At 64.0% G+C, this 21,350-nt stretch carries 18 protein-coding genes; all 18 read right to left on the minus strand.

The features are described 5' to 3' along the window. The gene (locus E4487_RS16230; RefSeq protein ID WP_175253844.1) at positions 1-1,791 is read right to left on the minus strand and encodes a thiamine pyrophosphate-binding protein; all 1,791 of its coding nucleotides are present in this window, start codon (positions 1,789-1,791) and stop codon (positions 1-3) included. Between the two features lie 141 nt (positions 1,792-1,932). Beyond that, a complete protein-coding gene (locus E4487_RS16235; RefSeq protein ID WP_175253845.1) occupies positions 1,933-3,828 on the minus strand; it encodes an N-acetylneuraminate synthase family protein in 1,896 nt (631 codons plus the stop codon). Next, the gene (locus E4487_RS16240) at positions 3,825-5,189 is read right to left on the minus strand and encodes a CBS domain-containing protein (RefSeq protein ID WP_175253846.1); all 1,365 of its coding nucleotides are present in this window, start codon (positions 5,187-5,189) and stop codon (positions 3,825-3,827) included. Before E4487_RS16240 ends, E4487_RS16235 begins: the two co-directional genes overlap by 4 nt. A 2-nt stretch (positions 5,190-5,191) precedes the next feature. Beyond that, positions 5,192-5,878, minus strand: coding sequence for a sugar phosphate nucleotidyltransferase (locus E4487_RS16245; RefSeq protein ID WP_175253847.1), 687 nt, complete (start codon positions 5,876-5,878; stop codon positions 5,192-5,194). Then, positions 5,878-7,200 (minus strand): lipopolysaccharide biosynthesis protein RfbH, encoded by a 1,323-nt coding sequence (gene rfbH / locus E4487_RS16250; RefSeq protein ID WP_175253848.1) that lies wholly within the window; start codon positions 7,198-7,200, stop codon positions 5,878-5,880. Before rfbH ends, E4487_RS16245 begins: the two co-directional genes overlap by 1 nt. After that, positions 7,193-8,260, minus strand: coding sequence for a CDP-glucose 4,6-dehydratase (rfbG, locus tag E4487_RS16255; protein WP_175253849.1), 1,068 nt, complete (start codon positions 8,258-8,260; stop codon positions 7,193-7,195). Before rfbG ends, rfbH begins: the two co-directional genes overlap by 8 nt. Next, positions 8,251-9,021 (minus strand): glucose-1-phosphate cytidylyltransferase, encoded by a 771-nt coding sequence (rfbF, locus tag E4487_RS16260; protein ID WP_152489117.1) that lies wholly within the window; start codon positions 9,019-9,021, stop codon positions 8,251-8,253. Before rfbF ends, rfbG begins: the two co-directional genes overlap by 10 nt. Positions 9,022-9,221: 200 nt before the next feature. Beyond that, positions 9,222-10,910 carry a flagellar hook-associated protein 3 gene (locus E4487_RS16265; RefSeq protein WP_037050368.1) on the minus strand — a complete coding sequence of 563 codons (1,689 nt, stop codon included), beginning with the start codon at positions 10,908-10,910 and terminating at the stop codon, positions 9,222-9,224. 68 nt (positions 10,911-10,978) lie between these two features. Next, positions 10,979-13,024 (minus strand): flagellar hook-associated protein FlgK, encoded by a 2,046-nt coding sequence (gene flgK / locus E4487_RS16270; protein WP_037050366.1) that lies wholly within the window; start codon positions 13,022-13,024, stop codon positions 10,979-10,981. A gap of 9 nt (positions 13,025-13,033) precedes the next feature. Further along, positions 13,034-14,230 carry a flagellar assembly peptidoglycan hydrolase FlgJ gene (flgJ, locus tag E4487_RS16275; RefSeq protein WP_134675513.1) on the minus strand — a complete coding sequence of 399 codons (1,197 nt, stop codon included), beginning with the start codon at positions 14,228-14,230 and terminating at the stop codon, positions 13,034-13,036. Positions 14,231-14,244: 14 nt separating this feature from the next. Next, a complete protein-coding gene (locus E4487_RS16280; RefSeq protein WP_037050585.1) occupies positions 14,245-15,312 on the minus strand; it encodes a flagellar basal body P-ring protein FlgI in 1,068 nt (355 codons plus the stop codon). Between the two features lie 286 nt (positions 15,313-15,598). Beyond that, the gene (flgH, locus tag E4487_RS16285) at positions 15,599-16,321 is read right to left on the minus strand and encodes a flagellar basal body L-ring protein FlgH (RefSeq protein ID WP_037050361.1); all 723 of its coding nucleotides are present in this window, start codon (positions 16,319-16,321) and stop codon (positions 15,599-15,601) included. A gap of 40 nt (positions 16,322-16,361) precedes the next feature. Then, positions 16,362-17,147, minus strand: coding sequence for a flagellar basal-body rod protein FlgG (gene flgG, locus E4487_RS16290; RefSeq protein WP_037050359.1), 786 nt, complete (start codon positions 17,145-17,147; stop codon positions 16,362-16,364). Positions 17,148-17,193: 46 nt separating this feature from the next. Then, the gene (locus E4487_RS16295) at positions 17,194-17,934 is read right to left on the minus strand and encodes a flagellar basal body rod protein FlgF (protein WP_037050356.1); all 741 of its coding nucleotides are present in this window, start codon (positions 17,932-17,934) and stop codon (positions 17,194-17,196) included. Between the two features lie 212 nt (positions 17,935-18,146). Further along, complete coding sequence (flgE, locus tag E4487_RS16300; RefSeq protein ID WP_037050355.1) at positions 18,147-19,517, minus strand: flagellar hook protein FlgE; 1,371 nt, start codon at positions 19,515-19,517, stop codon at positions 18,147-18,149. Positions 19,518-19,553: 36 nt separating this feature from the next. Next, positions 19,554-20,219 carry a flagellar hook assembly protein FlgD gene (flgD, locus tag E4487_RS16305; RefSeq protein ID WP_037050352.1) on the minus strand — a complete coding sequence of 222 codons (666 nt, stop codon included), beginning with the start codon at positions 20,217-20,219 and terminating at the stop codon, positions 19,554-19,556. A gap of 21 nt (positions 20,220-20,240) precedes the next feature. Further along, positions 20,241-20,684 (minus strand): flagellar basal body rod protein FlgC, encoded by a 444-nt coding sequence (flgC, locus tag E4487_RS16310; RefSeq protein WP_037050350.1) that lies wholly within the window; start codon positions 20,682-20,684, stop codon positions 20,241-20,243. A gap of 11 nt (positions 20,685-20,695) precedes the next feature. Continuing rightward, positions 20,696-21,103 carry a flagellar basal body rod protein FlgB gene (gene flgB / locus E4487_RS16315; protein WP_175253851.1) on the minus strand — a complete coding sequence of 136 codons (408 nt, stop codon included), beginning with the start codon at positions 21,101-21,103 and terminating at the stop codon, positions 20,696-20,698. Positions 21,104-21,350: the final 247 nt, after the last annotated feature.

The following is a 21,350-nucleotide window of genomic DNA, read 5'->3' on the forward strand; positions in this document are numbered from 1 at the left end:
TCAATCGTCCACCAGCGGAATCAGCATGTTGGCGCGCAACTCGTCACGCTCCAGGAAGGGGAACAGGTCTTCCAGCGGGCTGGAAACCATGACGCCGTTCTGGCCGATCTTCGAAGTGATACGCGGGCCGATGGCCTGGTCGGACTCGACCATCACTTCGCACAGTACCGGGCCGTCCAGCGCCAGTACCTCATCGAGGGCCTGGCGCAGATCAGCCTTGCCGTCGATGCGCCGTACCGGCAGACCGAAGGCTGCGGCCAGGGCGGAAATGTCCGGCAGGGTCAGTCCGGAATCCGGGTCACAGCCGATGGTCTGTTTGAAATAGCCGCCTTGCGAGGCACGAATCGAGGCATAGCCATTGTTGTTGAGCACGAAATACTTGATTGGCAGGCGCAGTCGGCGCACGACCTCCAGTTCCTGGATGTTCATGACGAAGCCACCGTCGCCATCGACCGAGATGGTACGCCGGCTGCCACTGCCCAGGCAGCCACCGATCGAGGCCGGCAGGCCGTAGCCCATGGATCCCAACCCCCCCGTCGCCACCGCGCGCTGGCCGCGCTTGAGGCGTACCGACAGCCAGAAGGTGTCCAGCGCAGCACCGGAGCTGCCGGGAATGATCTGGTCCCCCTCGGCCATGGCCTCGGACAGAGTCTCGCTGAATACGTAGGTGTTCACGTAGTCGCTGGGCTGGCGATACTCGGGCAGCACAACCGGGTAGGCGCCTTTCCAGGCCAGACAACGCTCACGCCAGTCCTGGCAGTCCAGCGCCTGAGAACCGTTGACGGCAAGCAACCGCTGTATGAACGCTCTCGCATCGCAGACAAAACGCTCGTCAGGCATGTCGCCCAGCTTGCTGATTTCCGCCGGATCAATGTCCACCACGACGATCTCGGCCTGGCGTGCGAAATGGCTGCGGTTGAAGCCGGTGATGGAAAAATCCATACGGCAACCGATGGCCAGTACAAGGTCGGCGTTCTGCACGCTGAAATTGGCGCCACGCTGCGCCACGGTCCCACAGCGGCCAACGTAGAGCGGGTGGTCGTACTCGAGCAGGTCCGCGCCGATCCAGGTCGTCAGCGTCGGCAATCCCAGCGTTTCGACCAGCTCGCGCATGGCGGCTTCGCCCCCGGAGGCGTGGATGCCATTGCCCACCAACAGTACAGGGCGCTGGGCCTGACGCAATCGTTGCAGCAGCCGTTGCAAGGCGACTTCGTCCGGTAGCGGCGAAGGCTCTTCGACGTCAGGCGTGTAGCCAAGCAGTTGCTCAGGCTCGATCTCGGTTGCCTGGACGTCCAGCGGGACGTCGAGCCACACAGGCCCCTTGCGCCCACTGAGCATCAGATGCAGGGCCTTCTCTAGCTCGTAGCGTACCCGCAGCGGGTCCAGCAGACATACCGCGTACTTGGTCAGGGGCGTGACCACACTGACGATGTCCAGCTCCTGAGTGCCGAGTTGGCGCAGACCGCTATCACCCTTTAGATCGGCACGTTTGACCTGACCGGAGACGTACAGCGCGGGAGTCGATTCGAACCAGGCGCCGGCCAAACCGGTAATGGCATTGGTCGCGCCGGGTCCGGAGGTCACCAGGCACGCACCGAAGCGCCCGGAGGTACGCGCATAGCCCTCGGCGGCTATCGCGGCACCCTGCTCATGAAGCATGCTCACGGCGGTCAGTCGCGGCTGGCGGAACAAAGCATTGTTAAGGTGCATGGCCCCACCGCCGGGCAGGAAAAACACATGCCCTACGCCCTGGTTGGCGATGAACTCGAAGATGTAGTCAGCGACACGCATGAGGTCGTTACTCGCAGCGAGAATGAGAGGAAGAATGCGAACGGGGCAAGGGCATCTTTAAAGGACTCCGTCGCGAGACGGAATCCATCTGGCGAGCTTGCAGAACCACCGGCTCGCCCGAAGGGATCATGCCCAGGCTCGTCATAGCGATTGCAGAAAACGCAGGGCCGACCAGAAGCCGGCGCCATGGTCCTTGTGTCCCTGCCAGACTTCGGGGATGAAGCTGACATGGGGATGGCGTTTGATCTGCGCCCAGGCGGCCGGCCAGTCGATGTCGCCGGTGCCCATCAGCACGCCTTCGCCGTTGATGCCCTTGGCATCGGCCACGTGCAGATGCGCCGAGTGCGGCAGCAGCAACGCCAGCGCCTGCTGGAAGTCGAGGCCGAAGTGGAAGCAGGTCATCTGCAGGTGCGACAGGTCCAGGCACAGGCGCAGGTCATGCTCGCGAGCCTGCGCGGCCAGCTCTTCGGGCATCATGAAGATGTTCTGGTGACGCTGGCCACCGAAATGCCAGGGGAAAGGCGCCATGTTCTGCGGGATCAGCTCGGTGCCGGCGAAGTCGACCTGACGGCAGGCCTCATGGAAACGGTCATAGAGCTCGGCACGCATCGCCAGCGGACGCGGCTCATCGGCGGAGAAACCACCGATATTGGCGACGATCAGGCGCGCATCGGCTTCAGGGAAGAACTCGCCGATCTCCAGGGTCGCATCCACCACCCGCTGCAAATTGTCGATGGAGCGCTGGCGATAGGCCGGATCGTCCGCAGCCAGGTCCAGCAACTCGCTGTTCTCGAACAGTTCCGGGGCATGCACCACCAGCCGTGAGCACTCCACTGCGGCGAGAAACGGCTGCGGCTTGAGGCTGAGGTCGCGGTAGGACAGGTGGAATTCGAACAGGTCCGGACTGATTCGCCGCCGGTAGTCGAGGAAGTCGTGGTAGCGCACCGGCACGCCCCAGCGGATCGGCAGGTCGAACGCCAGGCGTTGCTCCTGGGCCTGCTCGCTCAGGTCACTGTCGAAGAGGAAATCGCCCTGGGCGATATCACGCCCGGCCGGTTTGCCCAGCAGTTCCGGTAAACGATACGGCGGCAAACCCTGGCCAGGGCTGGCAATACGCAGCATCGAAGCGTCCATGACGGTGCCACGAGTAATATCACGTGCCGCGATCACGCTCTTGCCGAGATTCTCGCGGTTCAGCAGTTCCCCCTGACTGGCATGGCGCCCCGGGCCCTGCCAGGGCAATGCCAGCTCCAGTTGACGAATGCCGTCGACAAGCTGGCGGAATTCTCCCGGCTCCAGGCTGGCCAGATGGTCCGGGCCTTCCATCCCCCGATCCAGGGTGATGTGCCGTTCCACCAGCTTGGCACCCAGCGCCACTGCGCCCAGGGTGATGGCAATGCCGCGCTCATGACCGGAATAGCCAATCAGGCCGTGCAATTCCTGCAGGCGCCGCAGATAGCCAAGCTGGATATCGGCCTCCGGAGCCGGATAGGCGCTGTTGCAATGCAACAAGGCGAACGGCGTACCGAGCGCCTTGAGCTGCTCGATGGCCCGCACGATCTCATGCTCGAAGGACATGCCCGTGGACAGGATCAAGGGTTTGCCCAGGCTGGCGGCCTTGGCGATCAGGTAGGGATTGCACAGATCTGCCGAAGCGATCTTCAGCGCCGCCACGTCGAAACCGGCCAGCGCGTCGACACTGGGCTCGTCCCAGGGCGTGCACAGGTAGGTAATGCCCTTCTGCGCGCAATAGGCGCGCACCTCGCGGTGTTCATCGAGGCTGAGCTCTACCTTGTCCAGCAGATCCTGGATGTACTCGACGCCCAGGTCCTCGGCGCGCGAGCCATCGGCCTTGCGGCGGTACAAGGCGTCGCGGTTGCGCAGCTGGAACTTGACGCAGTCGGCACCGGCCTCGATGGCGGCATCGACGAGGCGCCGCGCCAGCTCCAAAGAGCCGTTGTGATTGTTGCCGACTTCGGCGATGACGTAGACGCGATCGCCCCCCAGCGGGAAGCCGTCGATCAGAAATGAGGTCATTGGATTTTCGTTCGCCATGAGGTCACACCGCTCGATTCGAAGCGGAAGTTCTGGGTCTGACAGCCCAACGCGCCTACCGCGTCGACCACGCGCTGGCGGTGCTGGGGCTGCACATAGAACAGGAAGAAGCCGCCACCGCCGGCACCCAGCAGCTTGCCGCCACAGGCCCCCGCGGCCAGAGCGGCTGCGTAGATATCATCGAGCCGGCCATCACTGATGGCCGAAGAGAAACGCTTTTTCAACTGCCAGGCTTCGTCCAGGCAGGTGCCGAACGCCCTGAGCTCGCCGCGAATGAGAAAGTGGTGCATGCGCCGACACAGGGTGACGCTGGCGCTGAGCAGCTCGGTTTGCGACAGCTCGGCTTCGATCTCCTCACGCTGCAGCTGATGCAGGCGCCCGGAGTCATGGGAGATGCCGGTATCGCACAGCACCAGGCAGGACTCCAGCTCGTTGCGGATGGCGTCCTCCAGCCGAATGGGATGGACCAGGTTGCGCTGATTCTCGAACTCGATCAGGTTGAACCCACCAAAGGCGGAGGCGTACTGATCCTGCCAGCCACCGGCGATGCCGAAGCACAGGCGCTCGGCCTGGAACGCCAGCTCGGCGATCTCGTAGGTGTTCCAGCGGTCCTGGCGCAGCTCGTTGAACACCGCGATGGTTGCCGTGGTGGCCGCTGAAGAGCCGCCAAGCCCCGACCCCACTGGAAAATCCGAACGCAGGTACAGGTCGAATCCGTACTTGGGTTTGATCACTGCGATGATGGTGGCCAGCAGGCTCTTCTCCCCTGCGGCCAGCAGTTCGGCCAGGGAGCTGTAGTGTTCTTCGCGCTTCAGGTCTTCAGCGAAGATGCTGATCCGACCATCGTCGCGCGGGATCAGCGTGGCATGGGCGTACAGCCCCACGGTGCAACTGAGCACCGCCGCCGAGTGGTCGATGAAGAAATAGGTGAGGTCCGCGCCGCCGCCGCAGAAGCTCATGCGCACCGGCGCGCGAGCACGCGCCAGCACGGGCACCTCGGCGCTGGCGGCCATCTGCCGGGTATACACCTCCACCAGGCGACCATGCTCATCCAGCCCCGGCAGCGCGTTGTGGCCCAGGTCGAAGGCCTTGAGCAGGTCCTCCCGCGGCACGCCAATCTGCACCGAGCGGAATTCCTCGTTCATGCAGGCGGTCACCTGCTCGTCCGTTCTGCCCCCTTGCAGCAGGTGGCGGCGTACGTCACCGTTGGTCACCACGCCGAGCAAGCGCATGTCATCAGCGACCACGAAGGATATCTGCAGAGCGCCAGCCTCGATGCATTCGATGGCGTCGAGAATGCTCTGCCGTTCGCGGATGCTGAGGGTTTGCGCGAGCAGGCTCATGATCAGGACTCCATCCGAAAGTCATTGGCGTAGCGATCGAGCGACTCCGGCGTGCCGATATCGATGAAGCGACCGCTGTACTCGATGACACTCACGGCCTCTCGGGCCAGCAACTCGGGCAGCAGTTCCTGCTCCATCGAGCACGCACGCACGGCAGCGCTGACGAAGGTATCGCAGGTGAAAGCGTAGACGCCCGCGTTGATCAGGCCCGCTCCTCCGCGACCTTTCTCCAGCAACGCCTGCAGCTGGCCAGCGGCGTCGATTTCTAGGCTGCCGTAACGACTGCGATCGTCCACACGTGCTCCCAGCAGCGCATTGCCGGGCCCCTGCATCATCAGCCTGTAGCCATCGACATCGACGAAGGTATCGGCGTTGAGCACCAGGTAGCGGCCCTGCGCAGGCTGCTCACGCAACGCGTTGAGCAGCGCCCCCCCCGTGCCCATCGGGCTGGACTCGACCACCAGCGTCAGTGGCAGCCCTGCGTCACGCGCCAGGCCAGCGAGCTGCTCGGCCACCTGCTCGGCTCGATAATGGGCGCAGAGCACCGCCTCGCTGATACCGGCGCGCGCCAGCTGACGCAGCACGCGTGCCAGGAAAGGCTCTCCGTGCACCGGCACCAGCGCTTTCTGCGCATCGGTCACGCTGCGCAGGCGCGTGCCGAAACCACCGCAGAGCACATAGGCACGCATCAGCGCAGCCTCCGCACGTAGGTTTCCAGGCTGCGCGCGGCATGCTCCAGATGATCCTCGGTGAGCCCTGGCCAGAGACCGATCCAGAAGGTGTCACGCATCACCTTGTCGGTCACTGTCAGCTCACCGCTCACACGGTATTGCTGGCCTTGCATGTAGGGCTGGCGCGTCAGGTTGCCAGCGAACAGCAGCCGCGTGCCTACACGTTGCTCATCCAGATGGCGCAGCAGCCCGACCCGTTCGATGCCGCAACCATCGCGCAGGGTCAGCGGGAAGCCGAACCATGACGGATCGCTGCCTGGCGTCGCGTGCGGCAGGATCAGTTGCTCGGCACAGCCGGCCAGACGCTCGCTGAGCCAGGCGAAGTTGCGCTTGCGTGCGGCAATGAAATCATCGAGGCGATCCATCTGCGCCAGGGCACAGGCGGCCTGCATGTCGGTGATCTTCAGGTTGTAGCCCAGGTGCGAGTAGGTGTACTTGTGGTCGTAACCTTCCGGCAAATCGCCCAGCTGCCAGCAGAAGCGTTTGCCACAGGTGTTGTCCTCGCCTGGCGCGCAATAGCAGTCACGTCCCCAGTCGCGGAACGACTCGACGATGCGCTTGAGCAGCGGCGAGTCGGTGAACACCGCCCCGCCCTCGCCCATGGTGATGTGGTGGGCCGGATAGAAACTCAGCGTGCCCAGGTCGCCGAAGCTGCCTACCTGACGCCCTTCGTAGGTTGCGCCAAGGGCATCGCAACAATCTTCGATCAACCACAGGCCATAACGGTCGCACAATTCGCGGACGACTTTGAGGTTGAACGGGTTGCCCAGCGTATGGGCAAGCATGATGGCCTTGGTACGTGGCCCGATGGCGGCTTCGATCAAAGCCGGATCGATGTTGTAGGTGCCCAGTTCGATATCGACGAATACCGGCACCGCACCAAACTGCAGGATGGGATTGACCGTGGTGGGAAAACCGGCGGCCACGCCAATCACTTCGTCACCCTTGCGGATCGCTCGATCGCCCAGACGTGGCGAGGTCAACGCGGAGAACGCCAGCAAATTGGCCGAAGAGCCGGAGTTGGTGGTCAGCACACCACGCCGCCCCAGATAACGGGCCAGGCGCTTCTCGAAGGCCTGGTTGAAGCGCCCGGTGGTCAACCAGCCATCCAGCACGGCCTCGGTCATGTTTTTCAACTCGCCCGCGCCGATCACCTTGCCGGACGGCGGCACGGCATCGCGGCCGGCTTCGAAGGCAGCAGGAGCCAATTGCAGTTCGGCATAGCGCTCCACCAGCTCGGCAATCTGCTGCCGCAGCGCCTGCGCCGTCTGTTCACTCATGTGTTTCGCCTTGATAGGCCGCGATCTGCGCACGGCTGAATGTCTGCATATCCTCGCCGGCCTGCCAGGCCTGGTGCCAGTCGAGGGTTCGTTCGATGGACTGCTGCAAGGTCCAGCGCGGGCGCCAATCCAGACGCACACGCGCCTGGCTGGAGTCCAGCGCGAGCAGGCCAGCCTCGTGCGGCTGCTCACTCGCCTCGACCGACCAACGCGCCTCATCAGGCCAGCGCCGGGCCAGCCGCTCGACCAGTTCGCCGACGCTGACCAGCCCCTCGTTGTCGGGGCCGAAGTTCCATGCCTCCGCCACGGCCTCGCCCTGCTCGACCAGCGCCTGCGCCAAGCGCAGATAGCCGTGCAGCGGTTCGAGCACGTGCTGCCAGGGGCGCACGGCCTGCGGGTAGCGCAGCGTCAGCGACTGCCCGGCCTGCCAGGCACGCAGGATATCGGGCAGCAGACGGTCAGCCGACCAATCGCCACCGCCGATCACATTGCCGGCCCGCGCCGTGGCGAGCGCGATGCCCGACTCGCGCAGGAACGACTCGCGCCAGGACGCGCAGAGCAGCTCCACACAGGCCTTGCTGCTGCTGTAAGGGTCATGTCCACCGAGGCCATCACTTTCGCGGTACGGCCAGAGCCATTCACGGTTCTCGTAGCACTTGTCGCTGGTCACCACCAACATCGCACGCACACTGTCGCAATGGCGCACCGCCTCCAGCAGGTTGACCGTACCCATGACATTGGTCGCGTAGGTCTCGACAGGCGCACGGTAGGATTCACGCACCAGCGGCTGAGCCGCCAGATGCAGGACGATTTCCGGGCGAAACGTCGCTACGGCCTCGCTCACGCGCTGGGTATCACGGATGTCGGCCAGGGTCCCCGGCACCTCCTCGTGCAGTTGCGCAACCTGCCACAGGGAAGGGCCGTCGGGAGCCGGCAATGCATAACCGCAGACCTCTGCCCCCAGCTCCCGCAGCCACAGCGCCAACCAGCCGCCCTTGAAACCGGTGTGCCCGGTCAACAGGACCCGGCGGCCTGCCCAGAACGCCGTATTCACGACCATAGACGCCACTCCGCCTGGCCGCTCTTCCAGCGCTCTTCGAGCAGCACACGATCGCGCAGCGTATCCATCGGCTGCCAGAAGCCGCGATGCAGATGGCTCATCAACTGCCCCTGCTCGGACAGCTGACGCATCGGCTCGTACTCCCAAGTGGTGTCGTCGCCGTCGATGTAATCGAACACGCCCGGCTCGAGCACGAAGAAGCCACCATTGATCCAGCCGCCATCGCCCTGAGGCTTTTCCTGGAAGCCCCGCACCTGCTGTCCCTGGACATCCAGAGCACCATAACGGCCAGGTGGCTGTACGGCTGTCACCGTGGCGAGCTTGCCGTGGCCACGGTGAAAATCGATCAGTTGCGGAATGTCGATGTTGGCGACGCCATCGCCGTAGGTCAGGCAGAAGGTCTCATCGCCCAGGTAGTCACGCACACGCTTCAGGCGACCGCCCGTGGCGGTGCTCTCGCCGGTGTCGACCAGGGTCACACGCCACGGCTCGGCATGCCGGTTGTGGATGTGCATCTGGTTCTCTGCCATGTCGAAGGTCACGTCCGACATGTGCAGGAAGTAGTTGGCGAAATACTCCTTGATGACGTAACCCTTGTAGCCCAGACAGATCACGAAATCGTTGATGCCGTAGTGGGAGTAGATCTTCATGATGTGCCAGATGATCGGCTTGCCGCCTATCTCGATCATCGGCTTGGGCCGCAGGTGAGACTCTTCGCTGATACGCGTGCCCAGCCCACCGGCCAGAATGACTGTTTTCATAGACTCGCCCAGGTCGTCCGCTCAGACCGACAATTCATTGACCTTACCCCACTCCCACGAACCATTCGAGCAAAATACATGCCGCACTGCAGAAGGATACGGGGAGAGCAAGACATGACGGGGAAACGTGAAGCGAACCGCCACGGCCGTCCCGCCCAAAGGGGGCGGGAGCGTAGCAGCACTGGGGAGGAGGCGGCTAGTTAACGCAACTGATTGAACAGGTTCAGACCGGCAATTTTCACGTAGCTCTGCTGTGCCGCCTCGAGCACGATGGTCTGGAATGACAGGCGCGACAGCGCCTCGGCGTAATCCAGCTCTCGCAGGTCGGCCTGCACGGACTTGTTCACCAGGGTGACGTCCTCGTTGTCGATCTGCGTGGTCTCGATCAGGTTACGCCGGGCTCCGATCTCGGTGCGGACCTCATCGACGTTGCCCATGCCGTTGTCGAGGTTCTTCAGAGCAATGGCCACCTCGTCACGGATCGCCAGGTTGCCGGCCGGCGAGGTCGGCGAGGACTCCAGGGTCTGGCGCAGGCGTGCGATGGTGTCGAGGATGCTGCGCTGCTCCTGGAACTGCGGCTGCACGCCGAACTCATCGCCGCCCGCCGCGTTGGCCGGGGCGGAAATGCTGAAGTCGACCCCATAGACGTTGAAGGTCGACGGATAGGGGCCCGCTGCGGTACCCGTGCTCAGCACCGGACTGCCAGGCCCGAGCGGCTGGGCGTAGACCTCGTAGTTGGTCGCATCGGTGAAGCGCACCACCACCCCGGCCGTGGGAAATTGCGCGTCGAAGGTCGCCTGGTTGACGATGGTGCCGCCCGATACCACCGCACCCGAGGCGTTGGTCGAGGAACGGGTCACGGCGAACTCGGTCTCGGCCGACTGCAGGGTGAAGCTGTGGGTACCGATGCCCGGCGTACCCGCCGTTGCCGGCGGTTGAATGTCCGCCAGCAGGTTGTCCAGGTCCATGGAGTTGTCGCCGTCCTTCAGCACCACGTCGAGCTGAAAGCGCATGCCACGGAAGTTGATCGTGTTGCCACTGTTGGCCAGCGGGTCGATCTTGCCGCCGCCCGGAATCTCGGACGTGACATCGGCCCCGGAAGCGTCGTAGATGCGGAATTCGTTGCCGCTGACGAACGCCAGCGAATAGGGCTCGCCACTGCGGAAGGTGGAGTTGAAGGCGCGGTCGTCCTCGACCAGGCCCGGCGAGATGAACACGCGCTGCTCGTCGGCGGGAACCGCCGGAATGCTGGTGGCCGGCAGCGGCGGCGTCGGCAATGCCGGGTTGTTGACACCGTCGGTGTTGGCCACCCGGTTGGCATTGGTGACGCTCTCGAACAGACGCTTGCCGTTGTCGTTGATCGCCACGTTGGTCGAACTGGCGACCTGCAGGCTGCGCTGACCCTCGTCACCGAAGTAGGAGTAGGTGCCGTCCGGGTTGCGGACGAACGGCTCGGTCTTGCCCAGGTTGCCGCTGAACAGGTATTCGCCACGGGCGTTGCGGCTGTTCATCAGGTTGAGCAACTCGGCCTCACGCTCCTCCAGCTCCTTGGCGATCGACTGGCGATCCTCTGCCGACAGGCTTCCGCCGCCGGCACGCACGGCCAGTTCGCGCACCCGCTGCATGACGGTGTTGACCGAGTTGAGCGTGGTCTCTTCCTGCACCAGGCTGTTTTCCGCCGCCGTCAGGTTGTCGTTGTACTGCTTGAGCACGGCCTGCTGCTGCTCCAGCTGCAGCAGGCGCACCGAGGCCACCGGATCGTCCGCCGGCGTGAGGATGCGGTTGCCGCTGCTGATCTGTTCCTGGGTCCGGATCACATTGGAATAGTTGCGCCCCAGACCGGAAACGCCGTTGTTGAACGCCTGGATGGATGAAATGCGCATGACCATGGGGCTTGCCTCTTGCAACGCCTGTCAGTTGAACAGGCTACACCCTCTCGATGCCGGGAGGGTGACTATCAGAATGTATTGATCAGGGTATCGAACAGGCTACGCGCAACTTGAATGATCTGCGCCGACGCCTGGTAGTACTGCTCGAACTGGATCAGCTTGGCGGCCTCCTCGTCGAGGTTCACCCCGGAGACCGAATCGCGGTTGTCGGTGGCCTGCTTGAGGATCGCACCGGTCGCCTCTCCGTCGACCCGCGCCTGGCTGGTCAGGGTACCGACACGCTCGACGAGGTCACCGTAGGAGTCGGTGAAACTTGCACCGGTCGTGCCGGGCGCCGCCGGGTTGATGCCGATCACCGCCTTGTTCTGCAGGTCGGTCAGTTTCAGGGCGTTGCGGTTGTCGGACACGCCATTGGTGTTGAACGACACCGAGAAGTTGTCGCCGCCCTCGGGACGGCCACTGATGGTGACTTCGTAATCGAAGGTGCTGGGCACGTTCGGCGGGTTGGCCGGTACGGTGATGGTGACCGTGTTGTTCTGTCCCGGCACGATGCTGCCGGTGTCGATCACGTTGCCGTTGATGTCGACCACGTCGTAGCTCTGGGTCGCGCCACCGCCCGCTCCCATCACGATGCGCAGGGGCGGCGCATTGCGCAGGCTGGTCTCCAGGTCGGCCTGTGCGACCGGATCGTAGATGTCGATCTCGGTGAGCAGGCTCGGCTGGGTGATCTTGCCGGTGCCGATGTTGGCCGGGCTGGTCTCGGCCTTGAGCGGCGAGGCGAACGCCAGCTCTTCGGCGTTCTTCATGTCGGCACGCATGTGGCTGCCGGCATTGCGGGTCGGCATGATGGAGAAGCGATCCCCCGCGGCGAAGGTGCCTGCCGCCACGCCGAGCGAGAAGCCATCGACCTCCGGGGCCGGGACGGTAGTGATATCGAACGTCGCCGGCGTCGGCGGGAACAGGGTGCCATCGGAGACACGCCGCACCACGTACTCGGTCGCGCTGGTGAACTGCACCTCGTAGTCACTGGTGGTCAGCTGTGTGGTGTCGGTGATGGTGACGTTGAGATTGGCCGTCGGGTCGCTGTTACCGACGCGGGCCAGGCTGCGCTGGGCCAGCAGCAGCGGATCGTTGAGCGGCCTGAACAGCTCGTTGCCGAACTCGCCGTTGAGGTCCAGGCCCTGGCCCAGCTGGCGGTTGATCTGGTCGGTGACCGACAGCGCCAGACGGCCGACCGCGTTCAGCGAGGTGTCCAGCACGTCCTGGCGATAGCGCAGCAGGCCGCCCATCTCGCCACCGGTGATCAGCGAGGTGACGTTCTGCCGCGAGTTGCCGCTGACGAACTGGATTTCACTACGCAACGGGTCGCTCTGCCCCGGCGTCACCTCCAGGCGTGCGGCATTGCTGCCCACCACCAGCGGCTGGCCGGAGCCGATGAACAGGTTGTAGGTGTTGTCGTCCTGCGGCACCACCGTCACGCCGACGAACTCGGAGAGCTTGCGCACCGCTTCTTCACGGGCGTCGAGCAGGTCGTTCGGGGCCTGCCCGTTGGACGCCGCCACGGCGATGGCATCGTTGTAACCGGCGATCGAGGTCGCCAGCTGATTGACCTGATCGGTCACGGCGGACAGCTGTTTGTTGATGAAGGCGTTCTGCTCGTTCAGCCGGTCATAGATCGTGTTGAAGCGCTTGGCCAGACCCTCGGCTTCGGACAGCACCAGCTGCCGCGCCGGAATGTTGGCAGGGTCCTCGGCGGCCGTCTGCAACGCGGCGAACAGCTTCTGCAGGCCCGGCGTGACACCGGTGGTGCTGCCAGCGAGCAACGAGTCGAGCTGGTTGATCTGACTCAGGTAGGCCTGGGTGTCGCTGTTCAACGCCGTACTGCTGCGCACCTGCGTATTGAGGAACTCGTTGTAGATGCGCCGCACATCGACCAGCGTGGTGCCCGAGCCGATGTACCCCGCCCCGCTGAACTGCGGCGTGCGGGTGGCCTGCACGGTTTCCTGGCGGGAGAAACCGGGCGTGTTGACGTTGACGATGTTGTGCCCCGTCACCGACAGCGACGTCTTGTTCGCTGCCAGCCCGGACAGGCCTATGTTGAGTAGGTCAGCCATGAGTCAACCTCAGGTCCTTGTGGTGGCGCTGTCGGCAGCGGCGATTGCCTGATAGGTCTGCATCTTGCGCGCGATCTGGGAGATCTTGCGGGCGTACTGCGGATCCGTGGCATAACCGGCCTGCTGCAGTTCCTTGACGAAGCGCTCCGGGTTGTCGGTGGTGCTCAGGGCCTTCTCGTAGCGCCCGTTGTTCTGCAGGAAGCTGACGTAGTCGTCGAAGCTCTGCGCATAGGAGTCGTAGGCACGGAAATTGGCGGTTTCACGCACTGCCTTGCCGCCCTGGTACTCGGTGGTCAGCACGCGTGCCGACTCGCCATCCCAGCTGTTGTGGGTCTTGATGCCGAACAGGTTGTGGCTGCTCTGGCCATCGCCGGTACGAATGATGGATTTGCCCCAGCCGGTTTCCAGCGCGGCCTGCGCCACCAGGTAGCGCGGGTCCACGCCGATCTTTTCGGCAGCGGCCTCGGCCATCGGCAGCATGGTGGCGACGAACTCCTGCGGCGAACTGAATGCCGCCTTGCCCGGCGCCAGCGGGGGCTGGGCGATACGGCGGCCGGTCAGGGCGTCGCTGTTGCCCAGGCTCAGGGCCTTGTCCCGGGGCGCGGCGCTGCTCTGCGCCGGAATCCAGTCGTTGCCGGACAGGGTCTTGCCCTCCCCCTCCCCGGCCGACGGCACGATGCCTGCCAGCAGGCGGTCCGCCAATTTGCCGGGCACGGCCAGACGACGGCGATTGAGCAGCGCCACGTCATCACGGAAGCCTTCGGCGCTGGCCACCTTGTCTGCCGCTTTGTCGGTCGTCGCGGCGGACGTCGCAGCCACCGGCTGTTCGACCTGGGCGAACGGATTGGGCCGGCTCGACGGCTGCTTGATCTTCGACATCTGCCGTACCAGCACATCGGCCAGGCCGATGCCACGCCCTTCCTTGGAGAGCGTCACCGCCAGCTGCTGGTCGTACATGTCCTGGTAGGTCTTGCTCTCGTTGCTGTTCATGAAGTTGCCCTCGCCGAACGCAGCGTTGGCCGAACGCATGGCCTTGAGCATTTCGTTCATGAACAGCGATTCGAATTCCTGCGCGACCTTGCGGATGTTCTGCTCGCTGTCGCCACCGACCTTGAACTGGTTCAGGCGGTTCAGGTCGGTGAAGGCACCGCTGTCGATCGGGCTTTTGCCGTTGCCGAGCAGGCCGGCCGAGAGTCGAGAATCCATATCGGCAGTCCTCCTCAGATCACGATCAGGTCGGCCTGCAGAGCGCCGGCTTGCTTGAGCGCCTCCAGGATGGCCATCAGATCGGAGGGCGCAGCGCCCACCTGGTTAACCGCACGCACGATCTCGTCGAGGCTGGTACCCGGACCGAATTTGAACATCGGCTTGGCCTCCTCCTCGGCGCCCACACGCGAGCGTGGCACCACCGCCGTCTGGCCGCCCGAGAGCGCGTCCGGCTGGCTGACGATCGGGTCTTCGGTGATGGTCACCGTCAGGCTGCCGTGGGTGACGGCCGCCGGCTGAACCTTGACGTTCTGGCCGATGACGATGGTGCCGGTACGCGAATTGATGATGACCTTGGCGATGGCCTGCCCGGCCTCCACCTCGAGATTCTCCAGAATCGACAGGTAGTCGACGCGCTGGTTGGGGTCGAGCGGCGCGCTGACCCGGATCGAGCCGCCGTCGATGGCCTGTGCCACGCCCGGGCCCAACAGGTTGTTGACCTGGTCGACGATGTTCTTCGCCGTGGTGAAGTCGGGGCGATTGAGGTTCAGGGTCAGGTAGTTGCCCTGATCGAAACCGCTCGGCACCGGGCGTTCCACGGTGGCACCGCCAGGGATGCGGCCGGCGGACGGCACGTTGACGGTGATGCGCGAGCCATCGGCGCCGCTGGCATCGAAGCCGCCGACCACCAGGTTGCCCTGAGCGATGGCATAGACGTTGCCGTCGATGCCCTTGAGCGGGGTCATCAGCAGGCTGCCGCCGCGCAGGCTCTTGGCGTTGCCGATCGACGAGATGGTGATGTCGATGACCTGGCCCGGCTTGGCGAACGGCGGCAGGTCGGCATGCACCGACACGGCGGCGACGTTCTTCAGCTGCACGTTGCCGCCGGCCGGCACCTTGATGCCGAACTGCGCCAGCATGTTGTTGAAGGTCTGCACGGTGAACGGGGTCTGGGTGGTCTGGTCACCACTGCCATTGAGCCCCACCACCAGGCCGTAGCCGATCAGCTGGTTGCTGCGCACACCCTGGATCGAGGCCAGGTCCTTCAGGCGTTCGGCCTGGGTCGGCAGGCTCAGCAGCATGCAGCCGAGCAGAGTGGCCAGGAGCAGCCAGTCGTTGGCACCGCGATGACGGTAGCCGCGATGGGCAACGGCGAACTGACGGCGGCAGGCTCCGGCCGCAACGCCCTCATGCCGGCTGGACGCCCTGCTGGGCTGGACGCGCCCGCCCGGCTTGCGCGCCGCGTCGACCGCGAAGGCCTTGCGCGCAGAACCGCTCGCGGTGAGTCGCGCATACCAGTGGGCCAGGCGGCTCAGCGCCAGGAACGAAGGATGAGGCAACCAGATTTTCATTTGCGCGCCCTCAGGGTCAGAACGGCCACAGCGGGCTCATGAAGAAGCGGCTCAACCAGCCAGGCTGACTGGCGTCGGCGAAGGCCCCGGTACCGGAATAGGTGATGCGCGCATCCGCCACCCGCGTCGAGGCGACGGTGTTGTCGGTGGCGATGTCGTCGGCGCGAACCAGACCGGAGATGCGCACCAGTTCATCACCGGTATTGAGGGTCATCCACTTCTCGCCGCGTACGGCGAGGATGCCGTTGGGCAGCACTTCGGCGACAGTCACGGTGATCGAACCGGACAGGCTGTTGCTCTGCCCTGCCTGGCCGGAGCCGGTGTTGGCGCGCTGCGAATCCCAGCTCGAATCCAGGCTCAGCTTGTCGTTGGTCATGCCCAGGGCGCTGAGGCCGCTCAGCGGATTCTTCGGTGCTACCGCCATGCCGAACAGATTGGGCACGCCCAGGGTGCCGCTGCTGTCCTTCTGCAGCGAGCTGTTGGCATTCTTGCTGGCCTGCGTCCGCTCGTTGAGGGTGATGGTGATGATGTCGCCGACGCGGAACGCCTTGCGGTCGTCATACAGGCCGTTCTCGAATCCTGCCTGGTAGATCGAACCGTTGTTCTGTGCCGCCGGCAACGGCGTGCGCGGCAGTACCGGCGCGTAATAGGGATCATCCGGCTTGGCTGTCGGCGCCACGCAGCCGCTGCCGAGCAGCAGGCCAGCCAACAGGGGGAAACAGAGTATTTGCCGGTTCATAACCACTACCTCGCGGCGTTCACAACAGAATCAGGATTGATCAGAGGTTCTGCGTCACGAAGGACAGCATCTGATCGGCGGTGGAAATCACCTTGGAGTTCATTTCGTAGGCGCGCTGGGTGGTGATCATGTTCACCAGTTCCTCCACCACGCTGACGTTGGAGTTTTCCAGGGTGTTCTGCAGGGTGGTGCCCAGACCGTTGAGGCCAGGGTTGCCGACCTGCGGCGCGCCACTGGAACCGGTTTCCAGGAACAGGTTGTTGCCGATGGCTTCGAGACCTGCCGGGTTGACGAAGTCAGCCAGCTGGATGTTGCCGATGATCTGAGGCTGCGGGTTGCCGGCGGTGGTGACCGACACGGTGCCGTCCTCGCCGACGGTGAAGGTGCGCACTTCGTTGGGCAGGACGATGGCCGGCTCCAGGGCAAAGCCCTGGGAGGTGACGATCTGGCCATCGGAGTTCAGGTGAAAGCTGCCATCGCGGGTGTAGGAGACAGTGCCATCGGGCTGCAGGATCTGGAAGAAACCACGGCCATTCACGGCCAGGTCCAGCGGCTGCTCGGTGGTCTGCAGGCTACCGGCGGTGAAGATCTTCTGCGTACCGACCACCCGCACACCGGTGCCGAGCTGCAGGCCGGACGGCAGTTCGCTGTCCTGGCTGGACTGGCCACCCGGCTGACGACGAATCTGGTACAGCAGATCTTCGAACTCGGCCCGATCGCGCTTGAAGCCAGTGGTCGCGACGTTGGCCAGGTTGTTGGAAATGGTGGTCAGGTTCATGTCCTGGGCGGACAGACCGGTCTTGCTGACCCAAAGTGCCGGAAGCATATCGTTTCTCCTCGGACGCCGGTTTTACGGCGCCGCGTACTGGTAATTAGCTAATCTGCAAAACCCGCGCCATGGCCGAGGCATTGTCTTCGGCGGTACGCATCATCTTCACCGACAGCTCGAACTGACGGGACAGGGACAGGATCGCCGTCATCTCTTCGACGGCATTGACGTTGCTCGCCTCGAGGAAGCCGGAGGTGAGCTGCACCGTGGCATCGGCCTCTACTTCGGGCTGGCCCTTGACCCGGATCAGACCGTCGGTGCCCTTCTCCAGGCTCTTCGGATCGGGATTGACCAGCTTGATGCGGTCGACCTCGGCCAGTACGTTGGGGTTTTCGCCAAGGGCGCGAATGCTGATGGTGCCGTCCTGGCCGATCTCCACCTTCTGCTCCGGCGGCACGGCAATCGGCCCGGCATTGCCCATCACCGGCAAGCCGTTGCCGGTGCGCAGCACACCGAGGGCATCGATATTCAGACTGGCGGTACGGACGTAGGCCTCGCTGCCATCCGGGGCCTGCACGGCGACCCAACCCTTGCCACCGATGGCGACATCGAGGTCGCGCCCGGTCTCCTGCAGCGAACCCGGGCGGAAATCGGTCGCCGGGCGCTCGCTCATCGCGAACACGCGCGCCGGGTAGGTGTCGCCGAACAGCGGCATCGAACGCGCCTGCTCGAAATCACGACGGAAACCCGAGGTGGACACGTTGGCCAGGTTGTTGGCATGGGCGCGCAGACCCAGGGTGTTGTTCTGCGCTCCGGTCATGGAGACGTACAGCATCTTGTCCATGGTAATTCTCCGAGTGGGCGACGTGCCCTTGGCTCTTTGCATGCTTTACAGCAAGCGCCGTGCCAAACGGATAAATCAATTGCAAGACACTGATTTAAAAGAATTTATCTAGAAGCAGAGAGCGCCGAAAGACATGCGGCGGCGAGGTTTTGCCGGTTGCGGAACGGCAAAGCGGCAAGCCTGGCTTGCCGCTTCATCTCAGGTCAGCGCCATCAACGCAGGTTGATGATGGTCTGGGTGATGGCGCTCTCGGTCTCGATGGTCTTGGCGTTCGCCTGGTAGTTACGCTGCGCCACGATGAGGTTCACCAACTGGTCCGACAGCTCGACGTTGGAATCCTCCAGCGCCCCCGCTTCCAGAGCCCCGAGGGTACTGCTGCGCGGAGTACCGATCACCGGCTCGCCCGACTCGAAGGACTGCACCCAGGCCGTCTTGCCCACCGGCGTCAGCCCCTGGACGTTGGCGAAGTTGGCCAGCAGCACCTGCCCCTGCACCTTCGACTGACCATTGGTGTAGCGGGCGAAGATCACGCCGGTGTCGTCGACTTCGAGCCCGGCAAGCTGACCCGTGGTATAGCCATCCTGGCTGACGGCATTGACCCCGAACGACGCGGCGTACTGGGTCGAACCACGCATGTCGAAGGTGAATGCCTCGCTGTCGGCCCCGTTGGCGACCATCGTGCCCGGGTTGGCCGGGTCCTCTTCCGCCGGCGTCCAGTCGGTATCGGCCAGGGCGAAGATGCCGTTCGGCGTGCCCGCCGGAATCGCCGGCGCATCCAGGGCCGGATTCGCCGGCGTACTGGCCAGCGGCGTCAGCGCCGGGGTCGCCAGCTGCCCGGCGGCATCGTAGTTCACCGCATAGCTGAAGGGCTGGGTGCTGCTCGGGTCGCGCGGGTTCACACCGTCGATCAACACGTGCATGACCCAGCCGTTGTTGGCCGGTGCCTCGTTCTTGACGAAGTACTGGCTCATGACGTGGGCGTTGCCCTGGGCGTCGTAGATGTTGGTGGAGGTCGACCAGTTGAAGGACTGCGAATCGCTCGGATCGAAGGTCGGCGCCGCCATGGTCCCGGCATTGACCGGACGCACGGCATTGGAGTTCAGGTTGACCGTCTGCGTGACCGTGGTGGTCGCCTTCGGCTCCTGCTGCCCGGCGTTGACGCGCAGGTCGGTGCGCACCGGCAGGATATTGCCGTTCTCGTCGGCGCCGTAACCCTGCAGGCGATAACCGAAGTTGTTGACGATGTAGCCGTCACGGTCCGTACCGAAGTAACCCGCGCGGGTATAGCTGATGTCGCCGTTGTTGCTGGTGACGAAGAAGCCGTTACCGCTGATGGCCATGTCCAGCGCGTTCTGCGTGTAGTTGATGTTGCCCTGGTTGAACAGCTGCGCCACGTCGGCCAGCAGCACGCCACTGCCCTGCGGGTTCTTGCCGGTGCCGAGCACCGACGAGGCGTAGAGATCGGCGAACTCGGCGCGAGACTGCTTGAAACCCGCGGTGCCGGCGTTGGCGATGTTGTTGCCCGTGACATTGAGGTCGCTGGTTGCCGCCCGCAGACCGCTGAGACCGATATTGAAAGACATGGAAGACTCCTTTGCCGGAACTGCCGGCGGCAATAATTACTGGCCGATGACCTGCACTTGCGAAAGCGGAACACTGCCGAGGCCGGCGAGGTTGAGCATCAGCTCGCCGCCACCCAGCGTCACGCTGTCGACGTTGGCCGGCAACATGGTGTACAGCCCCTTGGTTTCCGAGCCATACGTGGCCTGCGCCTCGAACTTGTAGGTCCCTGGCGGCATCAGGTTGCCGTTGGAATCCTTGCCGTCCCAGATGAAGCTGACGTTGCCGGCAGCCTGCTCGCCGAGGTTGACGCGCGACACCAGCGAACCGGCGTTGTCGTAGACGTTGACGTAGACGTTGCTGCTGCTGACCGGCAGAACGGCGGTCGCCTTGAAGCTCTCACTGGTATCGACGACGGCTTTCTCGCTGGGGATGATCACCTTGCGTCCGACCAGCGAGGAGGCCTGCAGCGCCTGCGACGACTGGTAGCCGGAGAGCAGCGACTCCATGCTGGTGTTGAGCTTCTCGATACCCTCCACCTGGCTGAACTGTGCCAGCTGGGCGATGAACTCGCCGTTGCCCTGCGGCTCCAGCGGGTTCTGGTTGTTCAACTGGGCCACCAGCAGGTTGAGGAACTCGTTCTTGCCGAGCTCCTTGTTCTGCGTGGTGTCCTGCTTGATCTGATACTGGTCGAGTACCGAACTCGTGCCGCTTACTGTGCTCATCCCTAGTCCCCTTCAAATACGTTACTGACCGAGGGTCAGCACACGCTGCAGCATCTGCTTGGCGGTATTCATCATTTCCACGTTGGTCTGGAAGGCGCGACTGGCGGAAATCATGTCAGCCATCTCCTCGACCACATTGACGTTCGGGTAGTAGACGTAACCATCGGCGTTGGCCATCGGATGGTCCGGCTCGTAACGCGGCATCAGGCTGCTCTGGTCCTCAATCACACCGAGCACCTGGACACCACGGCCGGCGTCGTCCTGCTCGGCGAACAGCGAGCCGCGATCCCCGTCCTGCGCCTGCTGGAACACCGTGGCGAATACCGGATGACGGGCCCGATAGGTCTGATCGATGCTCGAGGAGACGGTCTCGGCGTTGGCGATGTTGCTGGAAATGGTGTTCAGCCGAGTGCTCTGGGCGCTCATACCGGTTCCGGCGATATTGAAGACACTGGCAAGAGACATGGTCGCGCTCCTTATTCGCCGCGCAGGGCCGCGGTCAGCCCTTTGAACTTGCTGTTGAGGAAGGTGAAGCTGGCCTGAAACTGCACCGAGTTTTCCGCGTAGTTCGATTGCTCGATCTGCAGGTCGACGGTGTTCTGGTCCAGAGAGGCATGGAACGGCGTGCGGTAAGGCAGCTCGGCCTCGCCCATGGCCACGCCGTCAGCCGCGATATGACGGCCATCGGTGCGCGCCAGGCTGACATTGCCGCGCTGCTGCTTGGCATTCTGCTCGGCGAGCACGCTGGCGAAGTCCAGATCGCGCGCCTTGTAGTTCGGCGTGTCGGCGTTGGCGATGTTGTTGGACAGCACCTCGGCGCGCTGAGCGCGGAACGCGAGCGCCTGTTCGTGGATACCGAGTGCCTTGCCGAAATTGATGCTCATGCTCTGAACCTTTGCCACTGGGGCGATCTGGTTACCGTTGCGAGCTATTCAGCAAAGCCTGTGCCAACTTGTTTAACCCTTGCAAATCAATGAGTTAGACAAATTCCAGAGAAGCGAAAGCGGCAAAGCGGCAAAGCTTTACCGCCTACGGGCAACCAGGCGGCAATGCCATGCGGGCATACGTTGCCGCTGCACATTGCCGCTGCGCGGGTGCCGAAAACGCCAACGGGAGGCACATGGCCTCCCG

Source organism: Pseudomonas sp. BMW13 (assembly GCF_013357275.1).
GTDB lineage: Bacteria > Pseudomonadota > Gammaproteobacteria > Pseudomonadales > Pseudomonadaceae > Aquipseudomonas > Aquipseudomonas khazarica.

What these genes read in the sequence shown, in the direction of transcription:
- rfbG (WP_175253849.1), bottom strand. Translation starts at nt 8,260, where the DNA reads ATGGTCGTGAATACGGCGTTCTGGGCAGGCCGCCGGGTCCTGTTGACC.
- flgK (WP_037050366.1), bottom strand. Translation starts at nt 13,024, where the DNA reads ATGGCTGACCTACTCAACATAGGCCTGTCCGGGCTGGCAGCGAACAAG.
- flgC (WP_037050350.1), bottom strand. Translation starts at nt 20,684, where the DNA reads ATGTCTCTTGCCAGTGTCTTCAATATCGCCGGAACCGGTATGAGCGCC.
- flgG (WP_037050359.1), bottom strand. Translation starts at nt 17,147, where the DNA reads ATGCTTCCGGCACTTTGGGTCAGCAAGACCGGTCTGTCCGCCCAGGAC.
- rfbH (WP_175253848.1), bottom strand. Translation starts at nt 7,200, where the DNA reads ATGAGTGAACAGACGGCGCAGGCGCTGCGGCAGCAGATTGCCGAGCTG.
- flgB (WP_175253851.1), bottom strand. Translation starts at nt 21,103, where the DNA reads ATGAGCATCAATTTCGGCAAGGCACTCGGTATCCACGAACAGGCGCTC.
- flgD (WP_037050352.1), bottom strand. Translation starts at nt 20,219, where the DNA reads ATGAGCACAGTAAGCGGCACGAGTTCGGTACTCGACCAGTATCAGATC.
- flgH (WP_037050361.1), bottom strand. Translation starts at nt 16,321, where the DNA reads ATGAACCGGCAAATACTCTGTTTCCCCCTGTTGGCTGGCCTGCTGCTC.
- rfbF (WP_152489117.1), bottom strand. Translation starts at nt 9,021, where the DNA reads ATGAAAACAGTCATTCTGGCCGGTGGGCTGGGCACGCGTATCAGCGAA.
- E4487_RS16245 (WP_175253847.1), bottom strand. Translation starts at nt 5,878, where the DNA reads ATGCGTGCCTATGTGCTCTGCGGTGGTTTCGGCACGCGCCTGCGCAGC.
- E4487_RS16240 (WP_175253846.1), bottom strand. Translation starts at nt 5,189, where the DNA reads ATGAGCCTGCTCGCGCAAACCCTCAGCATCCGCGAACGGCAGAGCATT.
- E4487_RS16280 (WP_037050585.1), bottom strand. Translation starts at nt 15,312, where the DNA reads ATGCTGCTGAGCCTGCCGACCCAGGCCGAACGCCTGAAGGACCTGGCC.
- E4487_RS16235 (WP_175253845.1), bottom strand. Translation starts at nt 3,828, where the DNA reads ATGACCTCATTTCTGATCGACGGCTTCCCGCTGGGGGGCGATCGCGTC.
- flgE (WP_037050355.1), bottom strand. Translation starts at nt 19,517, where the DNA reads ATGTCTTTCAATATCGGTCTCAGCGGTCTGCGGGCGGCAACCAGCGAC.
- E4487_RS16295 (WP_037050356.1), bottom strand. Translation starts at nt 17,934, where the DNA reads ATGGACAAGATGCTGTACGTCTCCATGACCGGAGCGCAGAACAACACC.
- E4487_RS16230 (WP_175253844.1), bottom strand. Translation starts at nt 1,791, where the DNA reads ATGCGTGTCGCTGACTACATCTTCGAGTTCATCGCCAACCAGGGCGTA.
- flgJ (WP_134675513.1), bottom strand. Translation starts at nt 14,230, where the DNA reads ATGGATTCTCGACTCTCGGCCGGCCTGCTCGGCAACGGCAAAAGCCCG.
- E4487_RS16265 (WP_037050368.1), bottom strand. Translation starts at nt 10,910, where the DNA reads ATGGTCATGCGCATTTCATCCATCCAGGCGTTCAACAACGGCGTTTCC.